The organism is Salinicola sp. RZ23, assembly GCF_003206675.1.
GTDB lineage: Bacteria > Pseudomonadota > Gammaproteobacteria > Pseudomonadales > Halomonadaceae > Salinicola > Salinicola endophyticus.
Window position 1 is genome coordinate 284525 of sequence record NZ_PZJK01000001.1, and the last position, 21084, is coordinate 305608.

A 21084-nucleotide genomic window follows, 5' to 3' on the forward strand; every position below is an offset into this window, starting at 1 on the left:
GACTAAGTAAAAGGACGGATAAGTGCATGAGATGTCTGTCTATTTCGTCTAGCGCAAATGGCTTACATTGCCAGACGGAAATGGCTTACAGCGTCAGACAGACATCACTTACACCGTGGAATGGATAGGCTCGCCTAGACCTGCCCGTAGCGCCCCGCCTCGTCGCCGAGCCAGCGCTGGATCAGTGCCGGCGCCACGTCGGGGGCCTCTTCGAGCAGTGCCGTCGCCAGCGCGGTGACGGTATCGAGCAGGTCGCGGTCGCGCTCCAGGTCGGCGATCTTCATCTGCGCCAAGCCGGTCTGACGGGTACCCAGTACCTCGCCGGGGCCGCGCAGTTCGAGATCCTTCTCGGCGACCTTGAAGCCGTCGGTGGTGTCGCGCAGGATGCCCAGGCGCTCGCGGGAGTGGTGCGACAGCGGCGGGTGGTAGAGCAGCACGCAGTAGCTGTCGACGCGTCCGCGGCCGACTCGGCCACGCAGCTGATGCAGCTGGGAGAGCCCCAGGCGCTCCGGGTTCTCGATGATCATCAGGCTGGCGTTGGGCACGTCGACGCCGACCTCGATCACCGTGGTCGCCACCAGCAGGTCGAGCTCGCCGCGCTTGAAGGCGTCCATCACCTCGCCCTTCTCGGCGGCCTTCATGCGCCCGTGGACCAGCCCGATCTGGAGTTCCGGCAGCGCTTCGGTCAGGGTCCCGCGGGTGACTTCCGCAGCCTGGCAGGTAAGCGCTTCCGACTCCTCGATCAGGGTGCAGACCCAGTAGGCCTGGCGCCCCTCGGCGCAGGCGTTGCGGATACGCTCGATCACCTCGATACGGCGCTCGTCGGGCACCGCCACGGTATGCACCGGCGTGCGCCCCGGTGGCAGCTCGTCGATCACCGAGAGATCGAGATCGGCGTAGGCGCTCATCGCCAGGGTGCGCGGGATCGGCGTGGCGGTCATGATCAGCTGGTGCGGGGTCAGGCCGCCATTCTCGCCCTTCTGGCGCAGTGCCAGGCGCTGGTGGACGCCGAAACGGTGCTGCTCGTCGATCACCGCCAGGCCCAGGCGCTGGAAGATGACGTCGTCCTGGAACAGCGCATGGGTGCCCACCACCACCTGGGCGCGGCCATCGGCGATCGCCGCCTTGGTGTCGCCGCGTGCCTTGCCCTTGAGCTTGCCGGCGAGCCAGCCCACCTCGATGCCCAGCGGCTCGAGCCAGCTGCGGAACTGGCGGAAGTGCTGCTCGGCGAGAATCTCCGTCGGCGCCATCACGGCGGCCTGGCAGCCGCCGGCGACCGCGGCCAGTACCGCCATGGCGGCGACCACCGTCTTGCCTGAGCCGACGTCGCCCTGGACCAGGCGCAGCATCGGCACCTCGCGCTCGAGATCGCGCCCGATCTCGTCGAGCACGCGGCGCTGGGCCTGGGTCAGCGAGAACGGTAGCTGGGTCAGAAAACGCGCCTGCAGATGGCCGCTGCCGGCGAGCCGCGGGGCACCGTCGGTCTGAATGCGCAGCCGCACCTGGCGCAGGCTCAGCTGGTGCGCCAGCAGCTCCTCCAGCGCCAGCCTGCGCTGGGCCGGATGGCGCCCGGAGGCGAGCACCTCCTGCGGGGCGTCCGGTGGCGGCTCGTGCAGGTAGCGCAGCGCTTCGATCAGGCCGGGCAGGCGAAAGCGCTGGCGCAGCGTCGCCGGAATCCACTCCGGCAGCGCGTCCGGCGCCTCTGCCAGGCGCTTCAGCGCCTGCTGGATCAGCGCCCGCAGGCGCGGCTGGGCGAGTCCTTCGGTGGCCGGATAGATCGGCGTCAGGTGCTCGTCCACCGGCGGCGCTTCGCTCTGCACCAGACGGTACTCGGGGTGGTAGATCTCCAGCCCGGTGCTGCCGGCGCGGGCTTCGCCGAAGCAGCGCACCTGGACGCCCTTGACGAACTGCTGCTGCTGGGCAGGCGAGAAGTGGAAGAAGCGCAGGCTGAGAATGCCTGAGCCATCCTTGAGCCGCACCAGCAGGCTGCGGCGGCGGCCGCGAATCACCTCGGCGGCGCTCACCTCACCTTCGACCACCGCCTCGGTCCCTGCCCGCAGGGTGCCGATCGGGGTGATCCGGGTGCGATCCTGATAGCGCAGCGGCAGATGGAACAGCAGATCGGCGATCTGGACGATCCGCAGCCGGGCCAGCTTGAGCGCGAGTGCTTCGCCGACGCCGGCGAGTTCGGTGACCGGGGCGTCGAGGCTCATGCCGCCTCGACGTCGCTACCGTGAACCTGATCGATCGCCTGGATCAGCGCGTCGATCGCGCGCGGCCGCGGGAAACTGGCGCGCCAGGCCAGGGCCACACTGCGCGTGGGCACGTCCCCCTTGAACGGCCGGCTCTCGAGCAGGCCACCCTCGTAGTGGCTGGTGCCGATGGCCAGCTTGGGCAGCACCGTGATCCCCAGCCCCGAGGCGACCATGTGGCGGATCGTCTCGAGCGAGCCACCCTCGGCGATCAGCGTGTTCTCGGGGTTGTTGAGCTGGGCGTTGATCGCCGGACACGCCTCGAGGATCTGATCGCGGAAGCAGTGGCCCTCGCCGAGCAACAGCAGGCGCTCCTTGAGCAGATCCTCCTTGTCGATCGCGGCACGCTCGGTCCACGGGTGACCGGCCGGCAGCAGGATCTCGAACGGCTCCTGATAGAGCGTCTTGGTGACCACATCCGGCTCGTTGAACGGCAGTGCGACGAAGATTGCATCCAGCTCGCCGCTACGCAGCTTGCGCCGCAGCACGCCGGTAAAGCTCTCTTCGATGTAGAGCGGCATCTGCGGGGCGATGCGCGACAGCGCCGGAATCAGATGCGGGAACAGGTAGGGGCCGATGGTGTAGATGGCGCCGATGCGCAGCGGGCTGATCAGCTGGTCCTTGCCCTCGCTGGCCATCTCCTTGATCAGCGTGGCCTGCTCCAGCACGCGGTGAGCCTGCTCGACGATACGCTCGCCCAGCGGGGTCACCTGAACGGTGGACTTGGAGCGCTCGAACAGCGCGATGCCGAGCTCCTCCTCGAGCTTCTTGACCGCCACCGACAGCGTCGGCTGCGAGACGAAGCAGCGCTCGGCAGCGCGGCCGAAGTGACGCTCCTGCGCCAAGGTTACGATGTAACGGAGTTCTGTTAGAGTCATGAGGTGGGACCGAAAGGCTCCCTTAATTCGCAGAGAAGAGAATCATCGCAAAGGGCCGCAGACGTCACCCACGTCTGTGACCTGAGACCGTCTCTCGTGGTCATTCGTGTCTTCACGGATGTATTAACAAGGATGTTTTACCAAGAGGCCAGGGAAAGGTGAAGAAAACCACATTAATTCTAGGTTGCGGCGATATCGGCACCCAGCTCGGCAAGCAGCTGATCGCCGCCGGTCATCGCGTGATCGGCGCGCGGCGCAACGCCGGCGCGCTGGAAGGCACCGGCATCGAGCCGGTGGCGCTGGACGTCACCGACGACGCGGCGCTGGCCGCGCTACCGGATGCCGATTTCGTGATCTATGCGGTAACCGCCGATCGCTTCGAAGAGAGCGCCTACGCCGCGGCCTACCCGGAAGGGCTCAAGGCGGTGATCGCCCAGTTCGCCCAGCGCGAGACGCCGCCCAGGCGGCTGTTCTTCGTCTCCTCGACCAGCGTCTACGCCCAGCAGGGCGGCGAGGAGGTCGACGAGACCTCGCCCACCGAGCCCAACGGCTTCTCCGGCACGCTGATGCGCGAAGCGGAGCAGGCGCTGCTCGACCATACGCTGCCAGGCACCGTGGTGCGCCTCTCCGGCATCTACGGCCCGGGCCGCGACCGCCTGATTCGCCAGGTGAAAGAGGGCCGGATCGCCGCCGCCAACCCGCCGATGTACTCCAACCGCATTCATCGCGACGACTGCGCCGGGGTCCTGGCGCATCTGATCGGGATGGCCGAGCGCGACGAGCCGCTGGAATCGATCTACCTCGCCAGCGACGGCGAGTCGGCGCCACTGCACGAGGTGATGGCGTGGATCGCCAAGCAGCTCAAGGTGGAAACGCCGGAGGTGATCCAGTCACCGCTGCGTCGGCGTTCGAGCAAGCGCTGCAACAACGCTCGCCTGCGCGCCTCGGGCTACACCTTCCACTACCCCTCCTTCCGCGAAGGCTACGCCGACATCCTCAAGCAGGGCGGTTTTCTACCGGCCAAGGAGAAGGCATGAGGTGAGCGCGCAAGCTCGACGCGCGCCGCCACTTGCCTGTGACGGTTCGACGACAAATCGATGTCGATTCGATGACGGACTTTTTCAACCTGCTGAAATCTCTGATAAAGCGCCTCCGGGCGCTTTTTTTGTGCCCCGCGAAGCCGCCCCAGCTGTCATCCCTTCTTAATTGTCTAGATAAATAAGCGTCACACGACGTCGCCAGACTGTGCTCAACACTTCGGGGCCAGGGGTTCGTAGTCCGAATCACGGCCCGACACTTTCCGGGACGAATCGTATGACTGCCATCGTTAGCGTCGAACGGCTCGACAAATCCTTCGGCACCCATGCGGCGCTGCGCGAGATCGGTTTCGAGATCCACGCCGGCGAGCTGGTCACGCTGATCGGGCCGTCGGGGTCGGGCAAGTCGACCCTGTTGCGTCACCTCATCGGCCTGAGCCGCGCTGACCGCCAGTCGCACAGCCATGTGCGGGTACTGGATCGCGACGTGCAGCGCGGCGGACGTCTGCTCGGGGCGAGCCGCGAACAGCGGCGTCGCTGCGGCTACATCTTCCAGCAGTTCAACCTTGCCGGCCGATTGAGCGTCATGACCAACGTGCTGGTCGGCCATCTCGGCGCGATGCCGCGCTGGCGCGCCCTGACCGGCCGCTTCACCCATCAGGAACGGGACCAGGCGCTACGGGCCCTCGAGCGGGTCGGCATCGTCGGGTTGGCCCACCAGCGCGCCAATACGCTGTCGGGTGGTCAGATGCAGCGCGTCGCCATCGCTCGGGCGCTGGTGCAGGAGGCGGAGGTGATCTTCGCCGACGAACCGATCGCCTCCCTCGATCCGCGCAGTGCCCGGGAGGTGATGGAGATCCTGCAGCGCATCAATCGCGAGGATGGCCGCACCATCGTCGTCACCCTGCATCAGGTCGACGTCGCCCGCCGCTACTGCCGTCGTGCCATCGCGCTGAAGCAGGGGCGCCTCTACTACGACGGGCCCATCGCCGGCCTCACCGACGCTCGCCTGCAGGCGCTCTACGAGAACGCGGGCCTCGATGAGCTCGAAGCTCGCCAAGCCGATCACCGGTTCGCGCCGCCGCTGCATGCGGTGGGCTGAGCCGTTCGGGCGGGCGATTCAAGGCCCATGACACCTCACCCACGCACCACACCCAAAGCGTCATCACCAACGACACTTCAAGGAAACGACATGATCTCCTCCCTGTTGCGCCGCACGGCCCTGCCTCTGATCGCTGGGGTCGGTCTGCTCGGCGGTACGCTTGCCGCCGGTTCCGCCCAGGCCGCCGACGAGCCACTGCGCTTCGGCATCATCTCCACCGAGTCGAGCACCAATCAGGCGACCCAGTGGCAGCCGTTTCTGGATGACATGTCCGATGCCCTGGGCGTCAAGGTCGAGCCGTTCTTCGCCACCGACTACGCCGCAGTGATCCAGGCGATGCGTTTCGACAAGATCGACCTGGCCTGGTACGGCAACAAGTCGGCGATGGAAGCGGTCGACCGCGCCAGCGGCGAGATCTTCGCCCAGACCGTCGCCGCCAACGGCGCGCCGGGCTACTGGAGCCTGATGATCGTCAATCAGGACAGCCCCTACAACGATGTTCAGGACATCCTCGCCAATGCCAGCAAGCTGACCTTCGGCAATGGTGATCCCAACTCCACCTCGGGCTATCTGGTGCCGGGCTACTACGTCTTCGCCAAGAACCATGTCGATCCCAACACCGCGTTCAAGCGCACTCTCAACGCCAACCACGAGACCAATGCGCTGACCGTGGCCAACGGCCAGGTCGACGTCGCCACGTTCAATACCGAGAGCATGGAGCGCCTCGAAATCACCCATCCCGACAAGGCCGCCCAGCTCAAGGTGATCTGGAAGTCACCGCTGATCCCGTCCGACCCGCTGGTCTGGCGCACCAATCTGCCGCAGCAGACCAAGGATGAACTGCGCCAGTTCTTCCTCGGCTACGGCGATACCGACGAGCAGAAAGCGATCCTCGAGCCGCTGCAGTGGTCCGGCTTCGCGGCTTCCGACAACGACCAGCTGCTGCCGATTCGTCAGCTCGAGCTGTTCAAGCAGCGTGCCCAGGTCGCCGCCGACGACTCCCTCGATGCCAGCGCCAAGCAGCAACAGCTGGCAGAGCTCGACGCCCGTCTCGACGCGCTGAACCAGCGTATGGAAGCGCGTGACGCCGCTCAGGCCGACCACACCACGGCGATGGTCGATTAGGCCATGTCCCTCGCTGGCGGCAGGTCGCGGACAGCGCCCGGCCGCCAGCGATAGCGCCACCTCGGCCTTCACCGATTTCGTCAGGACAACGCACATGCAAAGCGCCGCTTCCTTCGACATCCGTGCCCGATCCGGCAGACGCCGCTGGACCACGCTGCTGGGCTGGGCCATTGCCGTCGTCGTGCTGGGCTGGGCCTGGCAGGGCGCCGAGATGGCGCCGAGCCTGCTGTTCCAGAACGCCGGCAACATGGCGACCCTGGCCGCCGACTTCGTGCCGCCCACCTTCGGCCGTCTCGACCACTACATCGACCAGATGCTGGTCACCATCCAGATCGCCATCTGGGGCACGCTGCTGGCGGTGCTGTTCGCTATCCCCTTCGGTCTGCTCTCGTCGGACAACCTGGCGCCCTGGTGGATCAACCAGCCGGTGCGGCGGCTGATGGACGCTTGCCGTGCGATCAACGAGCTGGTGTTCGCAATGCTCTTCGTGGTCGCCGTCGGGCTCGGCCCCTTCGCCGGCACCCTGGCGCTGTTCGTGCATACCACCGGTGTGCTCGCCAAGCTCTTCTCGGAAGCCGTGGAGGCCACCGACGCCGGGCCGATGGAGGGTATCCGCGTCACCGGTGCCGGGCGGCTGGAAGAGATCGTCTTCGGCCTGATCCCCCAGGTACTGCCGCTGTGGATCTCGGTCAGCCTCTATCGCTTCGAATCCAATATCCGCTCCGCCACGGTGCTCGGCATGGTCGGCGGCGGCGGTATCGGCGTCTCGCTGTGGGAGACCATGCGCGGTTTCCAGTACACCGAGACCGCCACGATCATGCTGGTGATCATCGTCGCCGTGACGCTGCTGGACATGGTGTCGCAGCGTGTTCGCAAGCGCTTCATCTAGGCCATCACGAAAACTGCCTGCGCTCGCCCATACCGCGTTAAAAATCGGCTGGAACGCCAGCCCGGTAAAAAATGCTCATTTACACACACGTAAACTCCGCTTTTTCGCCAATTTTTGCCTTGCGACCCACAGGGAGGTGGGAAGTGCGTTGGCCCGTAGGGAACGGGCCTAGGGCTGGGCGTCGCTCGGCGACTTTTCGTAGACGGCCCGGAGGATATTCCAATCCAGGTTTGAGCGTATCCGATGATGTCTAGACAAGTTTTGACACTACCCCGCTACCGCGAACTGGCCGAGGTGCTGGTGCGCGAGGTCCATACCGACTATGCCCCGGGCGATCTGCTGCCGACCGAGGCGCAGCTCGCCAAGCGCTTCGCGGTCAACCGCCACACCGTGCGTCGCGCGCTGGACGAACTGGTCGCCGCCGGCATGGTGACCCGCCATCAGGGGCGCGGCACCCAGGTCGTCGACCGCCGGCTCGACTACGCCGTCAGCGCCGGCAGCAAGGTGACCCAGAACCTGGCCGGCCTCGGGCTGCCCTCGACGACCCGCTGTCTCGAGCAGGGGCTCGTGAAGCCTCCCGAGTCCATCGCCCAGCGCTTCGGGCGCCCCGCCAGCGAGCCGCTGCTGCGGGTCGATACCGTGCGCACCGTCGACGACGCCCCGCTGATGCGACTGCGCCACTGGTTCGATCCGGCGCGGGTACCGGGCTGGCTGGCGCGCTATCGCGGCGGTTCCACCCGCGCCCTGCTGACCCAGCACTACGGCCTGCAGCTGCATCGGCGGCGGGTGCGCATCGACGCCGTCGGCGCCGATCGCGACGACACCCGCTGGCTACAGTGCCCGCTCAACGCTCCGCTGCTGGTGATGACCAGCGACAACACCGATGCCGAGGGGGCGCTGGTGGAGGTCTCCGTGGGGCGAGCGCGTGCCGATCGGCTCGCCTACCACGTTGATTTCGAAGAAGCCGCGGGCCGGGATTTCGAGGAAGCCGCGGGCCAGGGCCACGCAAGCCCCGGCGCAAGCGCCGCTTCCGCTCTCTTTCCATCCGACGAGGACGACGCATGACTCGCACCTCCCGAGGCGCCCGCCAGCGGCTGCTGGCGCTCTCCTCCCGTCACCACATCGAGGCCCACTGGGGCGCGCTGGGCCGGCTGCCCGGCCACCGCTGCCTGCGCGGGCCGGAGACCGGCATGGCGATGCTCAAGGGGCGCATCGGCGCCACCGGCAACGCTTTCCACCTGGGCGAGATGACCCTGACCCGTGCCAGCGTGGCGCTCGATGACGGCACCGTCGGCCACGGCTGGGTGCGCGGGCGCGACCATCGTCACGCTGAACTGATCGCGCTGGCCGATGCCGTCGCCCAGCACGCGGAGTGGCAGGAGGCACTCGAGACCCAGGTGCTGGCGCCGCTGGCCGACGAACTCGCCGAGCGCCAGCGACGTGATGCCGCCACCGCTGCTGCCACCCGGGTCGATTTCTTCACGCTGGTCAGGGGGGAGTGACAATGGCGCAGAGAGAAAGAGAAAACAGAGAGAGGGTGCAGAGAGAGACGGTGAGTGCAGCCTGGCCCGGGCTGGCCGACCCCGCCCACGACAGCCAGCGCCTGTTTCGCCAGATCCTCGGCGCGATGTCCGAGCCGGGCACGCTCGAGACGCTGACACTGCCCGCACCGCCGAGTGACGCCCTGGGCGCTGCGCTATGGGGCGTGGTGCTGACGCTCTGCGATCTCGAGACACGTGTGTGGATCGCCGCCGATCTCGACTCGCCGGCCCTGCGCCAGGCGCTGACCTTCCACACCGGGGCGCGCGTCACCGACGACCCGGCGAGCGCCGATTTTGCGCTGCTGACCCATGACGCCTTCGATCCAGAGATGCCGTTTGCGCTGGGCAGCGATACCTACCCCGACCGCGGCACCACGCTGCTGGTCGCCGTCGAGCGGCTGGAAAACGAATCGAACGAGGCACGCGGCGATACCAACGGCTGGCGGCTCAGTGGCCCCGGTATCGCCGACTCGCGGCTGCTCGATATCGGTGACAGCCCCGGCTGCCGGCGGCTGATGAGCCGCCTTGGCGCCAATCGCACCAGCTTCCCCCAGGGGCTGGACATGATCTTCGGCTGCAGCGCGCGGTTGGCGGCGGTGCCACGCAGCACCCGCGTCACGCGCGCCGATGCCAAGGAGGTGAACTGATGTACGTTGCCGTCAAGGGAGGCGAGCAGGCGATCGCCAGTGCCCACCGCTGGCTGGCCGACCGCCGCCGGGGCGATCGCGACCGTGCGGAGCTCGAGGTCGCCCAGATCGGCGATCAGTTGCGTCTGGCTGTCGACCGGGTGATGAGCGAAGCCTCGCTCTATGATCCCGAACTCGCCGCGCTGGCGTTCAAGCAGGCCAGTGGCGACCTCACCGAGGCCGTGTTCCTGCTGCGCGCCTATCGCACCACGTTGCCGCGGCTGGCGGTCAGCGAGCCGCTCGACACCGCCGGCATGCGCATCGAACGGCGCATCAGTGCCACCTACAAGGATATTCCCGGCGGCCAGATTCTGGGCCCGACCTACGACTACACCCATCGGCTGCTCGACTTCCTCCAGCTGGTCGGCGCTGAGGTGCCGCCTGCCGAGACCCGGGATGACGTCACCGACGCCGAGCCCTGCCCGCAGATCCTAGAACTGCTCAACGACGAGGGCCTGGTGGAGCAGGCGATCGACGACGGCAGCGAGCCCATGGATATCACCCGCGATCCGCCGGATTACCCGATGGAGCGCGCCGCCCGGCTGCAGATGCTGGCCCGCGGCGACGAGGGCTACCTGCTGGCGCTGGGCTACTCCACCCAGCGCGGCTACGGCCGCAACCATCCGTTCGCCGGTGAGATTCGCCAGGGCCAGGTGGAAGTGGAGATCCATGTCGAGGAGTGGGACGAGACGATCTGCGTCGGCGAGATCGCGCTGAGCGAGTGCCAGATGATCAACCAGTTCGGCGGCTCGCGCGAAGCCGCGCCGCAGTTCACCCGCGGCTATGGCCTCGCCTTCGGCCACAACGAGCGCAAGACCATGGCCATGGCGCTGGTCGATCGCGCTCTGCGCGCCGAGGAGCTGGGCGAGCCGATCAGCGGCCCGGCGCAGCAGGCGGAGTTCGTGCTGGCCCACGCCGACAGCGTCGACGCCTCCGGTTTCGTCTCCCACCTGAAGCTGCCGCACTACGTCGACTTCCAGTCCGAGCTCGATCTGCTCAGGCGACTGCGTCGCGAACATGCCGCGCGCCAGGCCGAAGTCGAAGGTGCCCGTGATGCGGCCAGCCCCAAGCCGGAGGAGCGTTGATATGAACGGATACAACTTCGCTTATCTCGACGAACAGACCAAAAGGATGATCCGCCGCGCGCTGCTCAAGGCGGTGGCGATCCCCGGTTACCAGGTGCCGTTCGGCGGCCGCGAGATGCCGATGCCCTACGGCTGGGGCACTGGCGGTGTGCAGCTCACCGCGAGCATTCTCGGCGCCGACGACATCCTCAAGGTGATCGACCAGGGCGCCGACGACACCACCAATGCGGTCAGCATCCGCCACTTCTTCCAGCGCGTGGCCGGGGTCGAGACCACCACCGCAACCACGGCGGCGGACGTGATCCAGACCCGCCACCGGATTCCCGAAACCCCGCTGCGCGCCGGCCAGATTCTGGTGTTCCAGGTGCCGATCCCCGAGCCGTTGCGCTTCATCGAACCCAGCGAGCAGGAGACCCGGCTGATGCACGCGCTGGAGGAGTACGGCGTGATGCACGTCAAGCTCTACGAGGACATCGCCCGCTACGGCCATATCGCGACCACCTACGCCTACCCGGTCAAGGTCGACGGACGCTACGTGATGGATCCCTCCCCGATCCCCAAGTTCGACAATCCCAAGCTCGACGGCAATCCGGCGCTGATGCTGTTCGGCGCCGGGCGCGAGAAGCGGCTCTACGCGATTCCGCCCTACACCCGGGTCGAGAGCCTCGACTTCGAGGACCACCCGTTCGAGGTCCAGCGCTGGGAGCACGCCTGCGCGCTGTGCGGCAGCGATCACAGCTATCTCGACGAAGTGATCACTGACGACCAGGGCGGGCGGATATTCGTCTGCTCCGATACCGACTACTGCCAGAGCCGGCGGGGAGAGGTGGCATGAAGAAGCCGGTACTGGAACGCCCGGTCCTGCTGGATGTGCAGGGCATCACCCGACTCTACGGCCCGGCGAAGGGCTGCGAGGCGATCGACTTTCAACTCCACGCCGGCGAAGTGCTGGGCATCGTCGGCGAGTCCGGCTCCGGCAAGTCGACCCTGCTGCGGGTACTCGCCGGCCTGGAAGCGCCGGATGCCGGACAGGTCCTGTACCGCCGTCAGGCGGATGACGCGGGGGGCGAGGACGCCGAGCTCGATCTCTACGCCATCGGCGAGGCGCGACGCCGGGCACTGTTGCGTCTCGAGTGGGGGCTGGTGCATCAGAACCCCCGCGATGGCCTGCGTATGGGCGTGTCCGCCGGGGCCAACATCGGCGAACGACTGATGGCCCAGGGCCAGCGCCATTACGGCCAGCTCCGCGCCAGCGGCCAAGCGTGGATGCGTCAGGTCGAACTCGACCCCGGGCGTATCGACGATGCTCCGCGGACCTTCTCCGGCGGCATGCAGCAGCGCCTGCAGATCGCCCGCACCCTGGTCACCCGGCCACGGCTGGTGTTCATGGACGAGCCCACCGGCGGGCTCGACGTCTCGGTACAGGCGCGGCTGCTCGACATGCTGCGCACGCTGGTACGTCAACTCGGCCTCTCAGTGGTGCTGGTGACCCATGATCTCGCCGTGGCTCGCCTGCTCGCCCACCGGCTGTTGGTGATGCGCCGAGGTCAGGTGGTCGAGACCGGCCTCACCGACCAGATTCTCGACGATCCGCAGCACGAATATACGCAGCTGCTGGTGTCATCCGTGCTCACCCCTTGAGGATATCTTCGATGCTTTCCGAGACTGGCGCTTCCCCGAAGCGTGCCCGACCTCGCCTCACGGTGGCGGGGCTCCACAAGCGGTTTCTGCTCCACGGCCAGGGCGGGGTCGAAATCGACGTGATGCGCGATCTCTCGCTGACGCTGCAGGCTGGCGAATGTCTGGTGCTGGCCGGACGCAGCGGTATCGGCAAGAGCACGCTGTTGAAGATGCTCTACGGCGACTACCGCATCGATCAGGGCCGGATCCGGCTGCACTTCGACGATGGCGATCTCGACCTGGAAACCCTGCCGACCTATGCCTGGCATGGCCTGCGCCGCGACGTGATCGGCTATGTCAGCCAGTTTCTGCGGGTGGTACCGCGGGTCGCCGCCGTCGACGTGGTGATGGAGCCGCTGCTGGCCCGCGGTGCCGACGAAGCCGACTCGCGCCAGCGGGCCGAGACGCTGCTGGCGCGACTCAACCTGCCCGAGCGGCTGTGGCAATTGCCCCCCGGGACCTTCTCCGGTGGCGAGCAGCAGCGGGTCAATATCGCCCGCGGCTTCATCGGCGAGCATCCGCTGCTGCTGCTCGACGAGCCCACCGCATCGTTGGATGCCGCCAACCGTGACGTGGTGATTGCACTGATCGGTGAGGCCAAGGCGCGCGGTACCGCCATGCTCGGCATCTTTCACGACGAAGACGTGCGCGAGCGCGTCGCCGACCGCCTGCTGCCGCTGGATGGCAGTCTGGGCGGCTTGTCCAACGCCAGCCAGCCCTGCCGGGAGAGCCTGTCATGAGCGTACGGGAACAGATTCTGACGCACGCCACACTGGTGCTCGACGACGAGACGATCGACGGCACCCTGGTGATCCGCGACGGTCGTATCGCCGCCGTCGATCGCGGTGCCAGTCAGGTCGCGGCTGCCATCGACTGCGAGGGCGACATCCTGCTGCCGGGGCTGGTCGAGCTGCACACCGACAATATGGAGAAGTATTTCGAGCCGCGGCCCAAGGTCGAGTGGCCGGGGCTCCAGGCCGCGCTGGCGCATGACGCCCAGATGGCGGCGAGCGGCATCACCACGGTGTTCGACGCGGTCTCGGTGGGTGACGTCGACGAACAGAGCATGCGTCATGGCGCACTCGATGCGATGTGCCACGCCCTGGCGCGGATCGCCCACGAGGGGCTGGCGCGGGTCGATCATCGCCTCCATCTGCGCTGCGAGGTGAGCCACCCGAACACGCTGGCGCGCTTCCACGAGCTGTCGTCATCACCGCTGCTGGGGCTGGTGTCGCTGATGGATCACGCCCCCGGTCAGCGCCAGTTCGCCAGCCTCGACGCCTATCGCATCTATTATCAGGGCAAGTACAAGCTCGACGACGCGGCCATGAATGCCTTCATGGCGTCCCAGATCGACAACAGCCAGCGCTACAGCGCCGAGCATCGTCGCGCCATCGCGGCGATCTGTCGCGAGCGCGGGCTGGCGATCGCCAGCCATGATGACGCCACCGTCGAGCACGTCGCCGACAGCGCCGAGTATGGGACCCGTGTGGCGGAGTTTCCGACCACCCGCGAGGCGGCACAGGCCTCTCACCGGGCCGGCATGGCGGTGATGATGGGGGCGCCCAACGTGGTTCGTGGCGGCTCCCACTCCGGCAATATCGCCGCTGCCGAGCTGGTCGAACTGGGCGTGCTGGATATCCTGTCGTCGGATTACTACCCGGCGGCGCTGCTCGATGCGGTGTTCAAGGTGGCGACGATGGAGAACGGCTACGCACTGCCCCAGGCGGTTGCCACGGCGACACGCCTGCCGGCCGAGGCGGTCGGCCTGACCGACCGCGGCCGTCTGGCGCCGGGGCTGCGTGCCGATCTGCTTCGGGTGCGCGTGATCGACGGGCATCCGGTGGTGCAGCGGGTTTGGTCTGCCGGTAAGCAAGTTCACTGAGGGTACGTCTGAAAATGCCTGCGCTTGTCCATACGGCGTTAAAAATCGGCTCAAGATGCTCATTTACACCCCGTAAACTCCGCTCTTTCGCCGATTTTTGCCTTGTCTGGACTGCGCTAGTCGATTTTCAGATCGACCCTGGATAAATGCCGATGTCTCGGTCATCACGCCCGGCAATTTATCTCACGGCCGGGAGTATCTGGAATACGTAGATAGAAAGAGGCTGAAATGAGCGACGGTCGTTTGATCTACGTCATGGGTGCCAGCGGGGTCGGCAAGGACAGCTTGCTGCGCGAACTGCGCCAGCACCGCCCGGATGTGCTGGTGGCGCATCGCTATATCACTCGGGCCAGCGGTAGCGGCGAGAACTGCGTCGAGCTGAGCGCCGCCGAGTTCGCCGAGCGCCGGGCGCAGGGGCTGTTCTGCCTGGCGTGGCACGCCCATGGACTCGACTATGGCGTCGGCATCGAGCTCGAGTCCTGGCTGGCGGCGGGGCATACGGTGGTGCTCAACGGCAGCCGCCGCGCGCTGGCGCTCGCGCGGGCGCGCTTCGGGAAGTCGCTGCTGCCCCTGCTGGTGGTGGCGGATGCCGAGGTGCTGCGCCGACGTCTGCTCGCGCGTGGGCGCGAGACGCCCGCCGAGATCGAGGCGCGGCTGGCGCGGGTCGGCGACGAGGAGACCCTGGGCGACATCCCGCGGCTCGACAACGGCGGCGAACTGGCACTGAGCGTCGCGGCGCTCGAAGCCTGGATCGAGGCGCCGCACCTGACGGAGCCCTCGGCGTGAAGCTGCGTTTCGCCGGCACCGGCGACAGCGCCCAGGTGCCCTGCTTCGGTTGCGACTGCCCGGCGTGTCAGCGGGCGCGGCTGCTGAACGGCCACCGCCGCGGGCCCTGCGCCGGCGAGATCGAGCTCGATGGCGAGCTGATCCTGATCGACGCCGGTCGTATGGACCTGGCTGAACGCTGCGAGCGTCAGCGCCCGGCCGCGATTCTGCTGACCCACTACCACGCCGATCACGTCCAGGGGCTTTTGCACCTGCGCTGGGGGCGGGGTGAGTCGATTCCGGTGTATGGCCCCAAGGATGCCCAGGGCTGCGCCGACCTGCACAAGAACCCCGGCATTCTCGACTTCCGCCCGGGTCTCAAGCCGTTTCGGCCGCTCATCCTCGGTGGCCTCACGCTGACGCCGCTGCCGCTCAATCACAGCAAGCCGACGCTGGGTTATGCGATCGAAGACGGCGTCAACCGTCTGGCCTGGCTGTGCGACACCGTTGGCCTGCCCGGGGCCACCGAGCGCTTCCTGAGCGAGTGGCAGCCCCATGGCGTGGTGATCGACGCGACCCATCCGGATTCCTCTGACACGCCGCGTAACCACAACAACCTCACCATGGCACTGGAGATCATCGAGCGTCTGGGCCCTTCCCGCGCCTGGCTGACACACATCAGTCACGAACTGGACGCCCACTGGCTGGCTGCGCCCCCGATGCTGCCCGAGGGCGTCGAGGTCGCCTGTGACAGTCAGGAGATTCGGTGCTGACCCCGGGGTCAAGCAGTGCCGTGGCTGCAAGCCAGGGTGCGATAGCGCGAGTCGCCCTCGCCGAGCTGCGACTCCACCAGCGCGAGATGGTCGAAACGCCAGCACAGCGGGGCGGAGAGCCGTGATGAGGGCGGTGCGCGGTCGGCCTGGCGAACCAGACTGACATGCGGGGTGAAGTCACGCTGTGGCGCAGTGAAACCGTGCCGTGCCAGCGCCTGCCAGAGCTCGGCATTGAGCGCCAGCAGGGCAGGGTCCGGCATCTGGCTGCCGGCCCAGACGATGCGCGGCTGGGGGAAGTGGCCGAGTCGATCCAGCGTCCACTCGCCCTGCAGCGCCGGCCACGCTCGGGTCAGCTCCAGCAGTGCTGTCAGCCGCGAGGCGTCGACACTGCCCAGAAACGCCAGCGTGATATGCATGTTCTGCGCCGGTAGCGGATAGCCACCGCAGCGGGGTGCCAGGCGCTCGGCCTCGGTGGCGAGGGCCCGGCGACTGGCGTCGTCGGGCCACAGGGCGAAGAAGAGTCGGCGAGAAAGGGTCACGAGCGTGGCTCCCGATGGCGTTACCCGCAGGGTGACGCATCGCTTCCCGTCGTGCCAACGCTTCCCCATGCGACCGCGGTTGCCGCTCAGTGGGTATCGGGGTTCGGCCGTGACTCTTCACCCTCCAGCGTGGAGGCATGCGCGTGCTTCAGCGGCCCGGCCAGCTTACGCAGTACAACGTAGAACACCGGCGTCAGCAGCAGGCCGAACAGGGTCACCCCGAGCATGCCGGCGAAGACCGCGACCCCCAGTGCCTGGCGCACCTCGGCACCCGCGCCGTGGCCCAGCGCCAGCGGTATCACCGCCGCGGTGAAGGTGATCGAGGTCATGATGATCGGGCGCAGGCGCAGGCGGCAGGCCTCCAGCGCCGCGGTCACGGTATCGCGCCCCTGCAGCTCCAGCTCACGCGCGAACTCGACGATCAGAATCGCGTTCTTGCAGGCCAGCCCGATCAGCACCACCAGCCCCACCTGGACGAAGATATTGGTATCGCCGCCCACCAGGCGCACTCCGATCAGTGCCGAGAGCACGCACATCGGCACGATCAGGATCACCGCCAGCGGCAGGGTCCAGCTCTCGTAGAGCGCGGCCAGGACCAGGAACACCAGCATCACCGCCAGCGGGAACACGATCAGCGCCGCGTTGCCCTGGGTCGCCTGCTGATAGCTGAGATCGGTCCACTCGAAGTCGATCCCCGCCGGCAGTACCTGGGCGCCGATCCGGGTCAGCTCGGCCATCGCCTGGGGCGAGGAGAGCACCCGCGGGTCGGCCTCGCCGGCGAGATCGGCGGCAGGATAGCCGTTGAAGCGCAGCACCGGGTCGGGGCCGAAGGTCTGGTTGACCTTTATCATCGAGCCGATCGGTACCATCTCGCCCTGAGCGTTGCGTGTGCGCAGGCGGGCGATGTCCTCGACGCTGTCGCGGTAGGGGGCGTCGGCCTGGGCAATGACCTGCCAGGTGCGGCCGAACTGGTTGAAATCGTTGACATAGATCGAGCCCAGATAGGTCTGCAGGGTGGCGAAGAGATCCGCTACCGCCACCCCCTGCGACTTGGCCTTCAAGCGATCGACCTCGGCATCGAGCTGGGGCACGTTGGCCTGATAGCTGGTGATCGGGTAGGACATCCCCGGGGTCTGCATCACCGCCCCCTGGAAGGCGTTCACCGCTTCCTGCAGCGGGCCATAGCCGAGGCCGCCGCGATCCTCGAGGAACAGCTGGTAGCCGGAGCCGTTGCCGAGACCCAGGATCGGTGGCGGCATGAACGAGAAGGCGATGCCGGCCTTGAGCTGGGCGAGCTTGCCGGCGAGCTCGGCATTGATCTGTGCCGCGGAGCGCGTGCGCTCGGTGAACGGTGCCAGCGTCAGAAACGCCAGGCCGGTATTGGACGTGTTGGTGAACTGCAGTGCGTTGAGGCCGGGAAACGAGAGGGTGTGCTCGATGCCATCGGTGTGCTTGGCGATCTCCACCACCTGGCGCAACAGGGCGTCGGTGCGTTCGAGGGAGGCGCCCTCGGGCAGCTTGACGCCGGCGATCAGGTACATCTTGTCCTGCACCGGAATGAACCCTGGCGGCACCGCCTTGAACAGATAGCCGGTGGCGCCCAGCAGTATCAGGTAGATCACGAACACCGCGCCGCGGCGTTTCAGGCTGTGCGACACCACGCCCCGATAGCGCTCGGAGCCTGCATTGAAGAGCCGGTTGAAGGGGCGGAACAGCCAGCCGAACAGGAAATCGATCAGGCGCGTCAGGCGATCCTTGGGGGCATCGTGGGGCTTGAGCAGCATCGCTGCCAGGGCCGGCGACAGCGTCAGCGAGTTGACCGTCGAGATGACCGTGGAGATGGCGATGGTCACCGCGAACTGGCGATAGAACTGGCCGGTAACGCCGGAGAGAAAGGCCATCGGTACGAACACCGCGCACAGCACCAGGCCGATGGCCACGATCGGCCCCGAGACCTCGCGCATCGCCTGGTGAGCCGCGGCATGCGGTGCCAGCCCCTGCTCGATGTTGCGCTCCACGTTCTCCACCACCACGATGGCGTCGTCGACGACGATACCGATCGCCAGCACCAGCCCGAACAGGGTCAGGGTGTTGATCGAATAGCCGAGCAGCAGCAGTACCGCGAAGGTGCCCACGACCGATACCGGTACCGCCAGCAACGGGATCAGCGAGGCGCGCCAGGTCTGCAGAAACAGCGTTACCACCAGCACCACCAGCAGCACCGCTTCGAGGAGTGTCTGGATCACCGAGTGGATCGAGTCGGTGACGAACAGCGTGGTGTCGTAGACGCTGCGATACTCGAGCCCGGCGGGGAACTGGGTCGCCAGTTCGTCCATGGTGTGGATCACCTGGTCGCGAATCTCCAGCGCGTTGGCCCCGGGTGACTGGAAGATGCCGATCGCCACGGCGTCCTTGCCGTCCAGGCGGGCGCGCAGGGTGTAGTCGCCCGCGCCGAGCTGCAGTCGGGCGACATCCTTGAGCCGCAGGATGTCGCCATCGGCGCCGGTCTTGAGCACGATGTCACCGAACTCCGCCTCGCTGGTCAGGCGCCCCTTGGCGTTGATCAGGGTCAGGAAGTCGCTGTCCGGCATCGGCTCGCCGCCGATCTGCCCGGCGGAGACCTGCACGTTCTGGTCGCGAATCGCCGCCACCACATCGCCGGCGGTCAGACCGTGGGCGGCGACCCGGTCCGGGTCGAGCCATACGCGCATGGCGTAGTCGCCGCCGCCGAACATCTGCGCCTCACCCACGCCGGGAATGCGCGCCAGCTGGTCGCGTACGTGCAGGCGGGCGTAGTTGCGCAGGTAGAGGGTGTCGTAGCGGTCGTCCGGCGAGACCAGATGCACCACCATCAGAAAGGTCGGCGACTGCTTCTGGGTGGTCACACCCTGGCGACGCACCGCCTCGGGCAGGCGTGCCAGGGCCTGGCTGACGCGGTTCTGCACCCGCACCGTGGCCTGTTCGGCATCGGTGCCGGGGCGGAAGGTGACCGTCATCTGCAGCACCCCGTCGGAACCGGCGACGGACTTGTAGTACATCATCCCCTCGACGCCGGTGATCGCTTCCTCGAGCGGTGCGGCGACGGTGTCGGCGATCTCCTTGGGGTTGGCGCCGGGGTAGACCGTGCGCACCAGCACCGAGGGTGGCACCACGTCCGGATACTCGCCGATCGGCAGGTTGGGGATCGAGATCGCGCCGAGCGCGAGCATGACGATCGACAGCACCGCGGCGAAGATCGGGCGGTCGACGAAGAAACGCGAAACATTCATGCCTTGGGGCTCCTGCGCGGCGGATGCGATGCCCGCCGCTTGTCGTCGTTCCCGGGAATGGGGGCGTGGGCGGCGCACCTGGCGCCGCCGTCGCTCAAGAGCGCGAGGTGAGCGCGCCCTCGGCCGTGGATTGCGTGTTGGCCGGATGCTGATCGACCGGATGCGGTGAGATCGTCATGCCGGGGGCGAAGATCTTCTGGGTGCCGTTGACCACGATGCGGTCGCCGGGGGCGAGACCGTCGCGGATCACCACCCGGTCACCCACCGCGCGGCCGGTCACCACCGGGCGCGGGGTGACGCTGTTGTCGTCGGCCACCCGATAGACGAAGCGCCGATCCTGGTTGGTCAACACCGCCTGGCGGTCGATCAGCACCGCCGCGGTGAGCGAGGCGACGGGCATCTCGACGCGGGCGAACTGGCCGGGCCGGATGCGACCTTCTGGATTGTCGAGCACGGCGCGGTAGGTCAGGGTGCCGGTGGTGGGATCGATACGGTTGTCGACGAAGTCGAGCCGCCCGCGATGGGGAAAGCCGCTCTCGCCGGTGAGGCTCACTCGCACCGGCACGGGATGGGCCGGGTCGAGGTTCGCCTGCGTGCTCTCGGCGCCGCCTTCGTTGCTGTCGAAGTAGACGTAGAGCGGGTCGACCGAGACCAGCGTGGTCAACAGCGTCTGGTCGGCGTTGGCCAGATTGCCGCGGGTGACCATCGCCCGCCCGGCGCGTCCGGCCACCGGCGCGGTGACGCGGGTGTACTCGAGGTCGAGCTCGGCGCTGGTGAGTGTGGCGCGGGCCTGTGCTTCGCGGGCGCGGGCGTCCTGTGCCGCCGCCTGGCGCTGGTCGTGCTGCTCCTGGGAGATCATGTGCCGGCCGATCAGCTTGCGCGAGCGGCCGGCCTCGACGTCGGCGAGCTGACGCTGGCTACGGGCCTGCGCCAGGGCCGCCTTGGCGGCATCGACGCGCGCTGCGTAGGGGCGCGGATCGATGCGGAAGAGCAGGTCGCCGGCCTTCACCAACTGGCCCTCGGTGAAGGCGATCTCATCGACATAGCCGCTCACCCGCGGGCGCAAGGCCACGGTCTCGGGGGCCTCGATGCGCCCGGTAAAGGTCTCCGTGAGTGTGATCGGCTCGGCCGCGACGGTGGCGACATCGACCTCGGGCGGTGGCGGTGCGGCGGCCTGGGGCTCGCCGTGGGCATCGCAGCCGGCCAGGCTCAGGGCCGCCAGCAGCCATATGGCCGGTAGCCACTTGACCGGCTGCCCGGTGACCGGCGTGAAGGCGGCCGACCTTGCGCCAGGCGCAGGGGGCTGATTGAACTTCTCCATCATGGTTCGCTCCGTGTGATATTCCCCGGTGGAGGACTCGCTATTGGCTCGACCCAGGCGCTTGTCTGGAACGTCGAGGTCGAGCGCGGCGGGGGAAACCGCCTGGGGCATGGAGCGCCAATCTAAGGGGTGGCAGTCAGGGAGCGTTATCGGCTTCCTGTCGATTGATTGCCTGATTCTCCGCAATGCCGCCTGGGCCGTATGTGCCGCTTCATGGCGGGAACGACACCGGGGTTGGCGCGGCGGCGGGGACTTGC

Annotated in this window: 19 protein-coding genes; 14 read left to right on the plus strand and 5 right to left on the minus strand. The window is 67.4% G+C overall.

The window, feature by feature from the left end:
* Nucleotides 1–134: 134 nt before the first annotated feature.
* Nucleotides 135–2213, minus strand: a complete 2079-nt coding sequence (recG, locus tag DOM67_RS01215) for an ATP-dependent DNA helicase RecG (RefSeq protein WP_110673845.1) — start codon at nucleotides 2211–2213, stop codon at nucleotides 135–137.
* Nucleotides 2210–3130 (minus strand): hydrogen peroxide-inducible genes activator, encoded by a 921-nt coding sequence (locus tag DOM67_RS01220; protein ID WP_110673846.1) that lies wholly within the window; start codon nucleotides 3128–3130, stop codon nucleotides 2210–2212. The genes recG and DOM67_RS01220 overlap by 4 nt, the downstream gene beginning before the upstream one ends.
* Before the next feature lie 158 nt (nucleotides 3131–3288).
* Between DOM67_RS01220 and DOM67_RS01225 the strand changes: the two genes are divergently transcribed.
* The 14 genes from DOM67_RS01225 to phnP all read left to right on the plus strand — a co-directional run bounded on the left by DOM67_RS01225 (nucleotide 3289) and on the right by phnP (nucleotide 15698).
* Entirely contained in the window at nucleotides 3289–4167 is an 879-nt protein-coding gene (locus tag DOM67_RS01225) for an SDR family oxidoreductase (protein WP_110673847.1), read from the plus strand.
* 277 nt (nucleotides 4168–4444) lie between these two features.
* The gene (gene phnC, locus DOM67_RS01230) at nucleotides 4445–5269 is read left to right on the plus strand and encodes a phosphonate ABC transporter ATP-binding protein (protein ID WP_110673848.1); all 825 of its coding nucleotides are present in this window, start codon (nucleotides 4445–4447) and stop codon (nucleotides 5267–5269) included.
* A gap of 90 nt (nucleotides 5270–5359) precedes the next feature.
* Nucleotides 5360–6394, plus strand: coding sequence for a phosphonate ABC transporter substrate-binding protein (phnD, locus tag DOM67_RS01235; RefSeq protein ID WP_110673849.1), 1035 nt, complete (start codon nucleotides 5360–5362; stop codon nucleotides 6392–6394).
* 94 nt (nucleotides 6395–6488) lie between these two features.
* Nucleotides 6489–7283, plus strand: coding sequence for a phosphonate ABC transporter, permease protein PhnE (gene phnE, locus DOM67_RS01240; RefSeq protein ID WP_110673850.1), 795 nt, complete (start codon nucleotides 6489–6491; stop codon nucleotides 7281–7283).
* Between the two features lie 246 nt (nucleotides 7284–7529).
* Nucleotides 7530–8348 carry a phosphonate metabolism transcriptional regulator PhnF gene (gene phnF, locus DOM67_RS01245; RefSeq protein WP_157958762.1) on the plus strand — a complete coding sequence of 273 codons (819 nt, stop codon included), beginning with the start codon at nucleotides 7530–7532 and terminating at the stop codon, nucleotides 8346–8348.
* Nucleotides 8345–8785, plus strand: coding sequence for a phosphonate C-P lyase system protein PhnG (gene phnG / locus DOM67_RS01250; protein WP_110673852.1), 441 nt, complete (start codon nucleotides 8345–8347; stop codon nucleotides 8783–8785). Before phnF ends, phnG begins: the two co-directional genes overlap by 4 nt.
* Before the next feature lie 50 nt (nucleotides 8786–8835).
* On the plus strand, nucleotides 8836–9471 hold the full coding sequence (gene phnH, locus DOM67_RS01255) for a phosphonate C-P lyase system protein PhnH (RefSeq protein WP_232825096.1): 636 nt from the start codon (nucleotides 8836–8838) through the stop codon (nucleotides 9469–9471).
* Complete coding sequence (locus tag DOM67_RS01260) at nucleotides 9471–10595, plus strand: carbon-phosphorus lyase complex subunit PhnI (protein WP_110673854.1); 1125 nt, start codon at nucleotides 9471–9473, stop codon at nucleotides 10593–10595. Before phnH ends, DOM67_RS01260 begins: the two co-directional genes overlap by 1 nt.
* A gap of 1 nt (nucleotide 10596) precedes the next feature.
* Nucleotides 10597–11430 (plus strand): alpha-D-ribose 1-methylphosphonate 5-phosphate C-P-lyase PhnJ, encoded by an 834-nt coding sequence (locus tag DOM67_RS01265; RefSeq protein ID WP_110673855.1) that lies wholly within the window; start codon nucleotides 10597–10599, stop codon nucleotides 11428–11430.
* Nucleotides 11427–12236 carry a phosphonate C-P lyase system protein PhnK gene (phnK, locus tag DOM67_RS01270; RefSeq protein ID WP_110673856.1) on the plus strand — a complete coding sequence of 270 codons (810 nt, stop codon included), beginning with the start codon at nucleotides 11427–11429 and terminating at the stop codon, nucleotides 12234–12236. Before DOM67_RS01265 ends, phnK begins: the two co-directional genes overlap by 4 nt.
* Before the next feature lie 11 nt (nucleotides 12237–12247).
* The gene (gene phnL / locus DOM67_RS01275) at nucleotides 12248–13015 is read left to right on the plus strand and encodes a phosphonate C-P lyase system protein PhnL (RefSeq protein ID WP_110673857.1); all 768 of its coding nucleotides are present in this window, start codon (nucleotides 12248–12250) and stop codon (nucleotides 13013–13015) included.
* On the plus strand, nucleotides 13012–14160 hold the full coding sequence (locus tag DOM67_RS01280) for an alpha-D-ribose 1-methylphosphonate 5-triphosphate diphosphatase (RefSeq protein WP_110673858.1): 1149 nt from the start codon (nucleotides 13012–13014) through the stop codon (nucleotides 14158–14160). The genes phnL and DOM67_RS01280 overlap by 4 nt, the downstream gene beginning before the upstream one ends.
* Nucleotides 14161–14388: 228 nt before the next feature.
* Nucleotides 14389–14946 carry a ribose 1,5-bisphosphokinase gene (phnN, locus tag DOM67_RS01285; protein ID WP_110673859.1) on the plus strand — a complete coding sequence of 186 codons (558 nt, stop codon included), beginning with the start codon at nucleotides 14389–14391 and terminating at the stop codon, nucleotides 14944–14946.
* On the plus strand, nucleotides 14943–15698 hold the full coding sequence (phnP, locus tag DOM67_RS01290) for a phosphonate metabolism protein PhnP (protein ID WP_110673860.1): 756 nt from the start codon (nucleotides 14943–14945) through the stop codon (nucleotides 15696–15698). Before phnN ends, phnP begins: the two co-directional genes overlap by 4 nt.
* A gap of 8 nt (nucleotides 15699–15706) precedes the next feature.
* On the opposite strand, the gene thpR is transcribed toward phnP, so the two are convergent.
* The 3 genes from thpR to DOM67_RS01305 all read right to left on the minus strand — a co-directional run bounded on the left by thpR (nucleotide 15707) and on the right by DOM67_RS01305 (nucleotide 20830).
* Nucleotides 15707–16237, minus strand: a complete 531-nt coding sequence (gene thpR / locus DOM67_RS01295; protein WP_157958763.1) for an RNA 2',3'-cyclic phosphodiesterase — start codon at nucleotides 16235–16237, stop codon at nucleotides 15707–15709.
* Between the two features lie 86 nt (nucleotides 16238–16323).
* Nucleotides 16324–19506: a multidrug efflux RND transporter permease subunit gene (locus DOM67_RS01300; protein ID WP_110673862.1), complete on the minus strand. Its 3183-nt coding sequence runs from the start codon at nucleotides 19504–19506 to the stop codon at nucleotides 16324–16326.
* 94 nt (nucleotides 19507–19600) lie between these two features.
* Nucleotides 19601–20830, minus strand: a complete 1230-nt coding sequence (locus tag DOM67_RS01305; protein WP_232825097.1) for an efflux RND transporter periplasmic adaptor subunit — start codon at nucleotides 20828–20830, stop codon at nucleotides 19601–19603.
* Nucleotides 20831–21084: the final 254 nt, after the last annotated feature.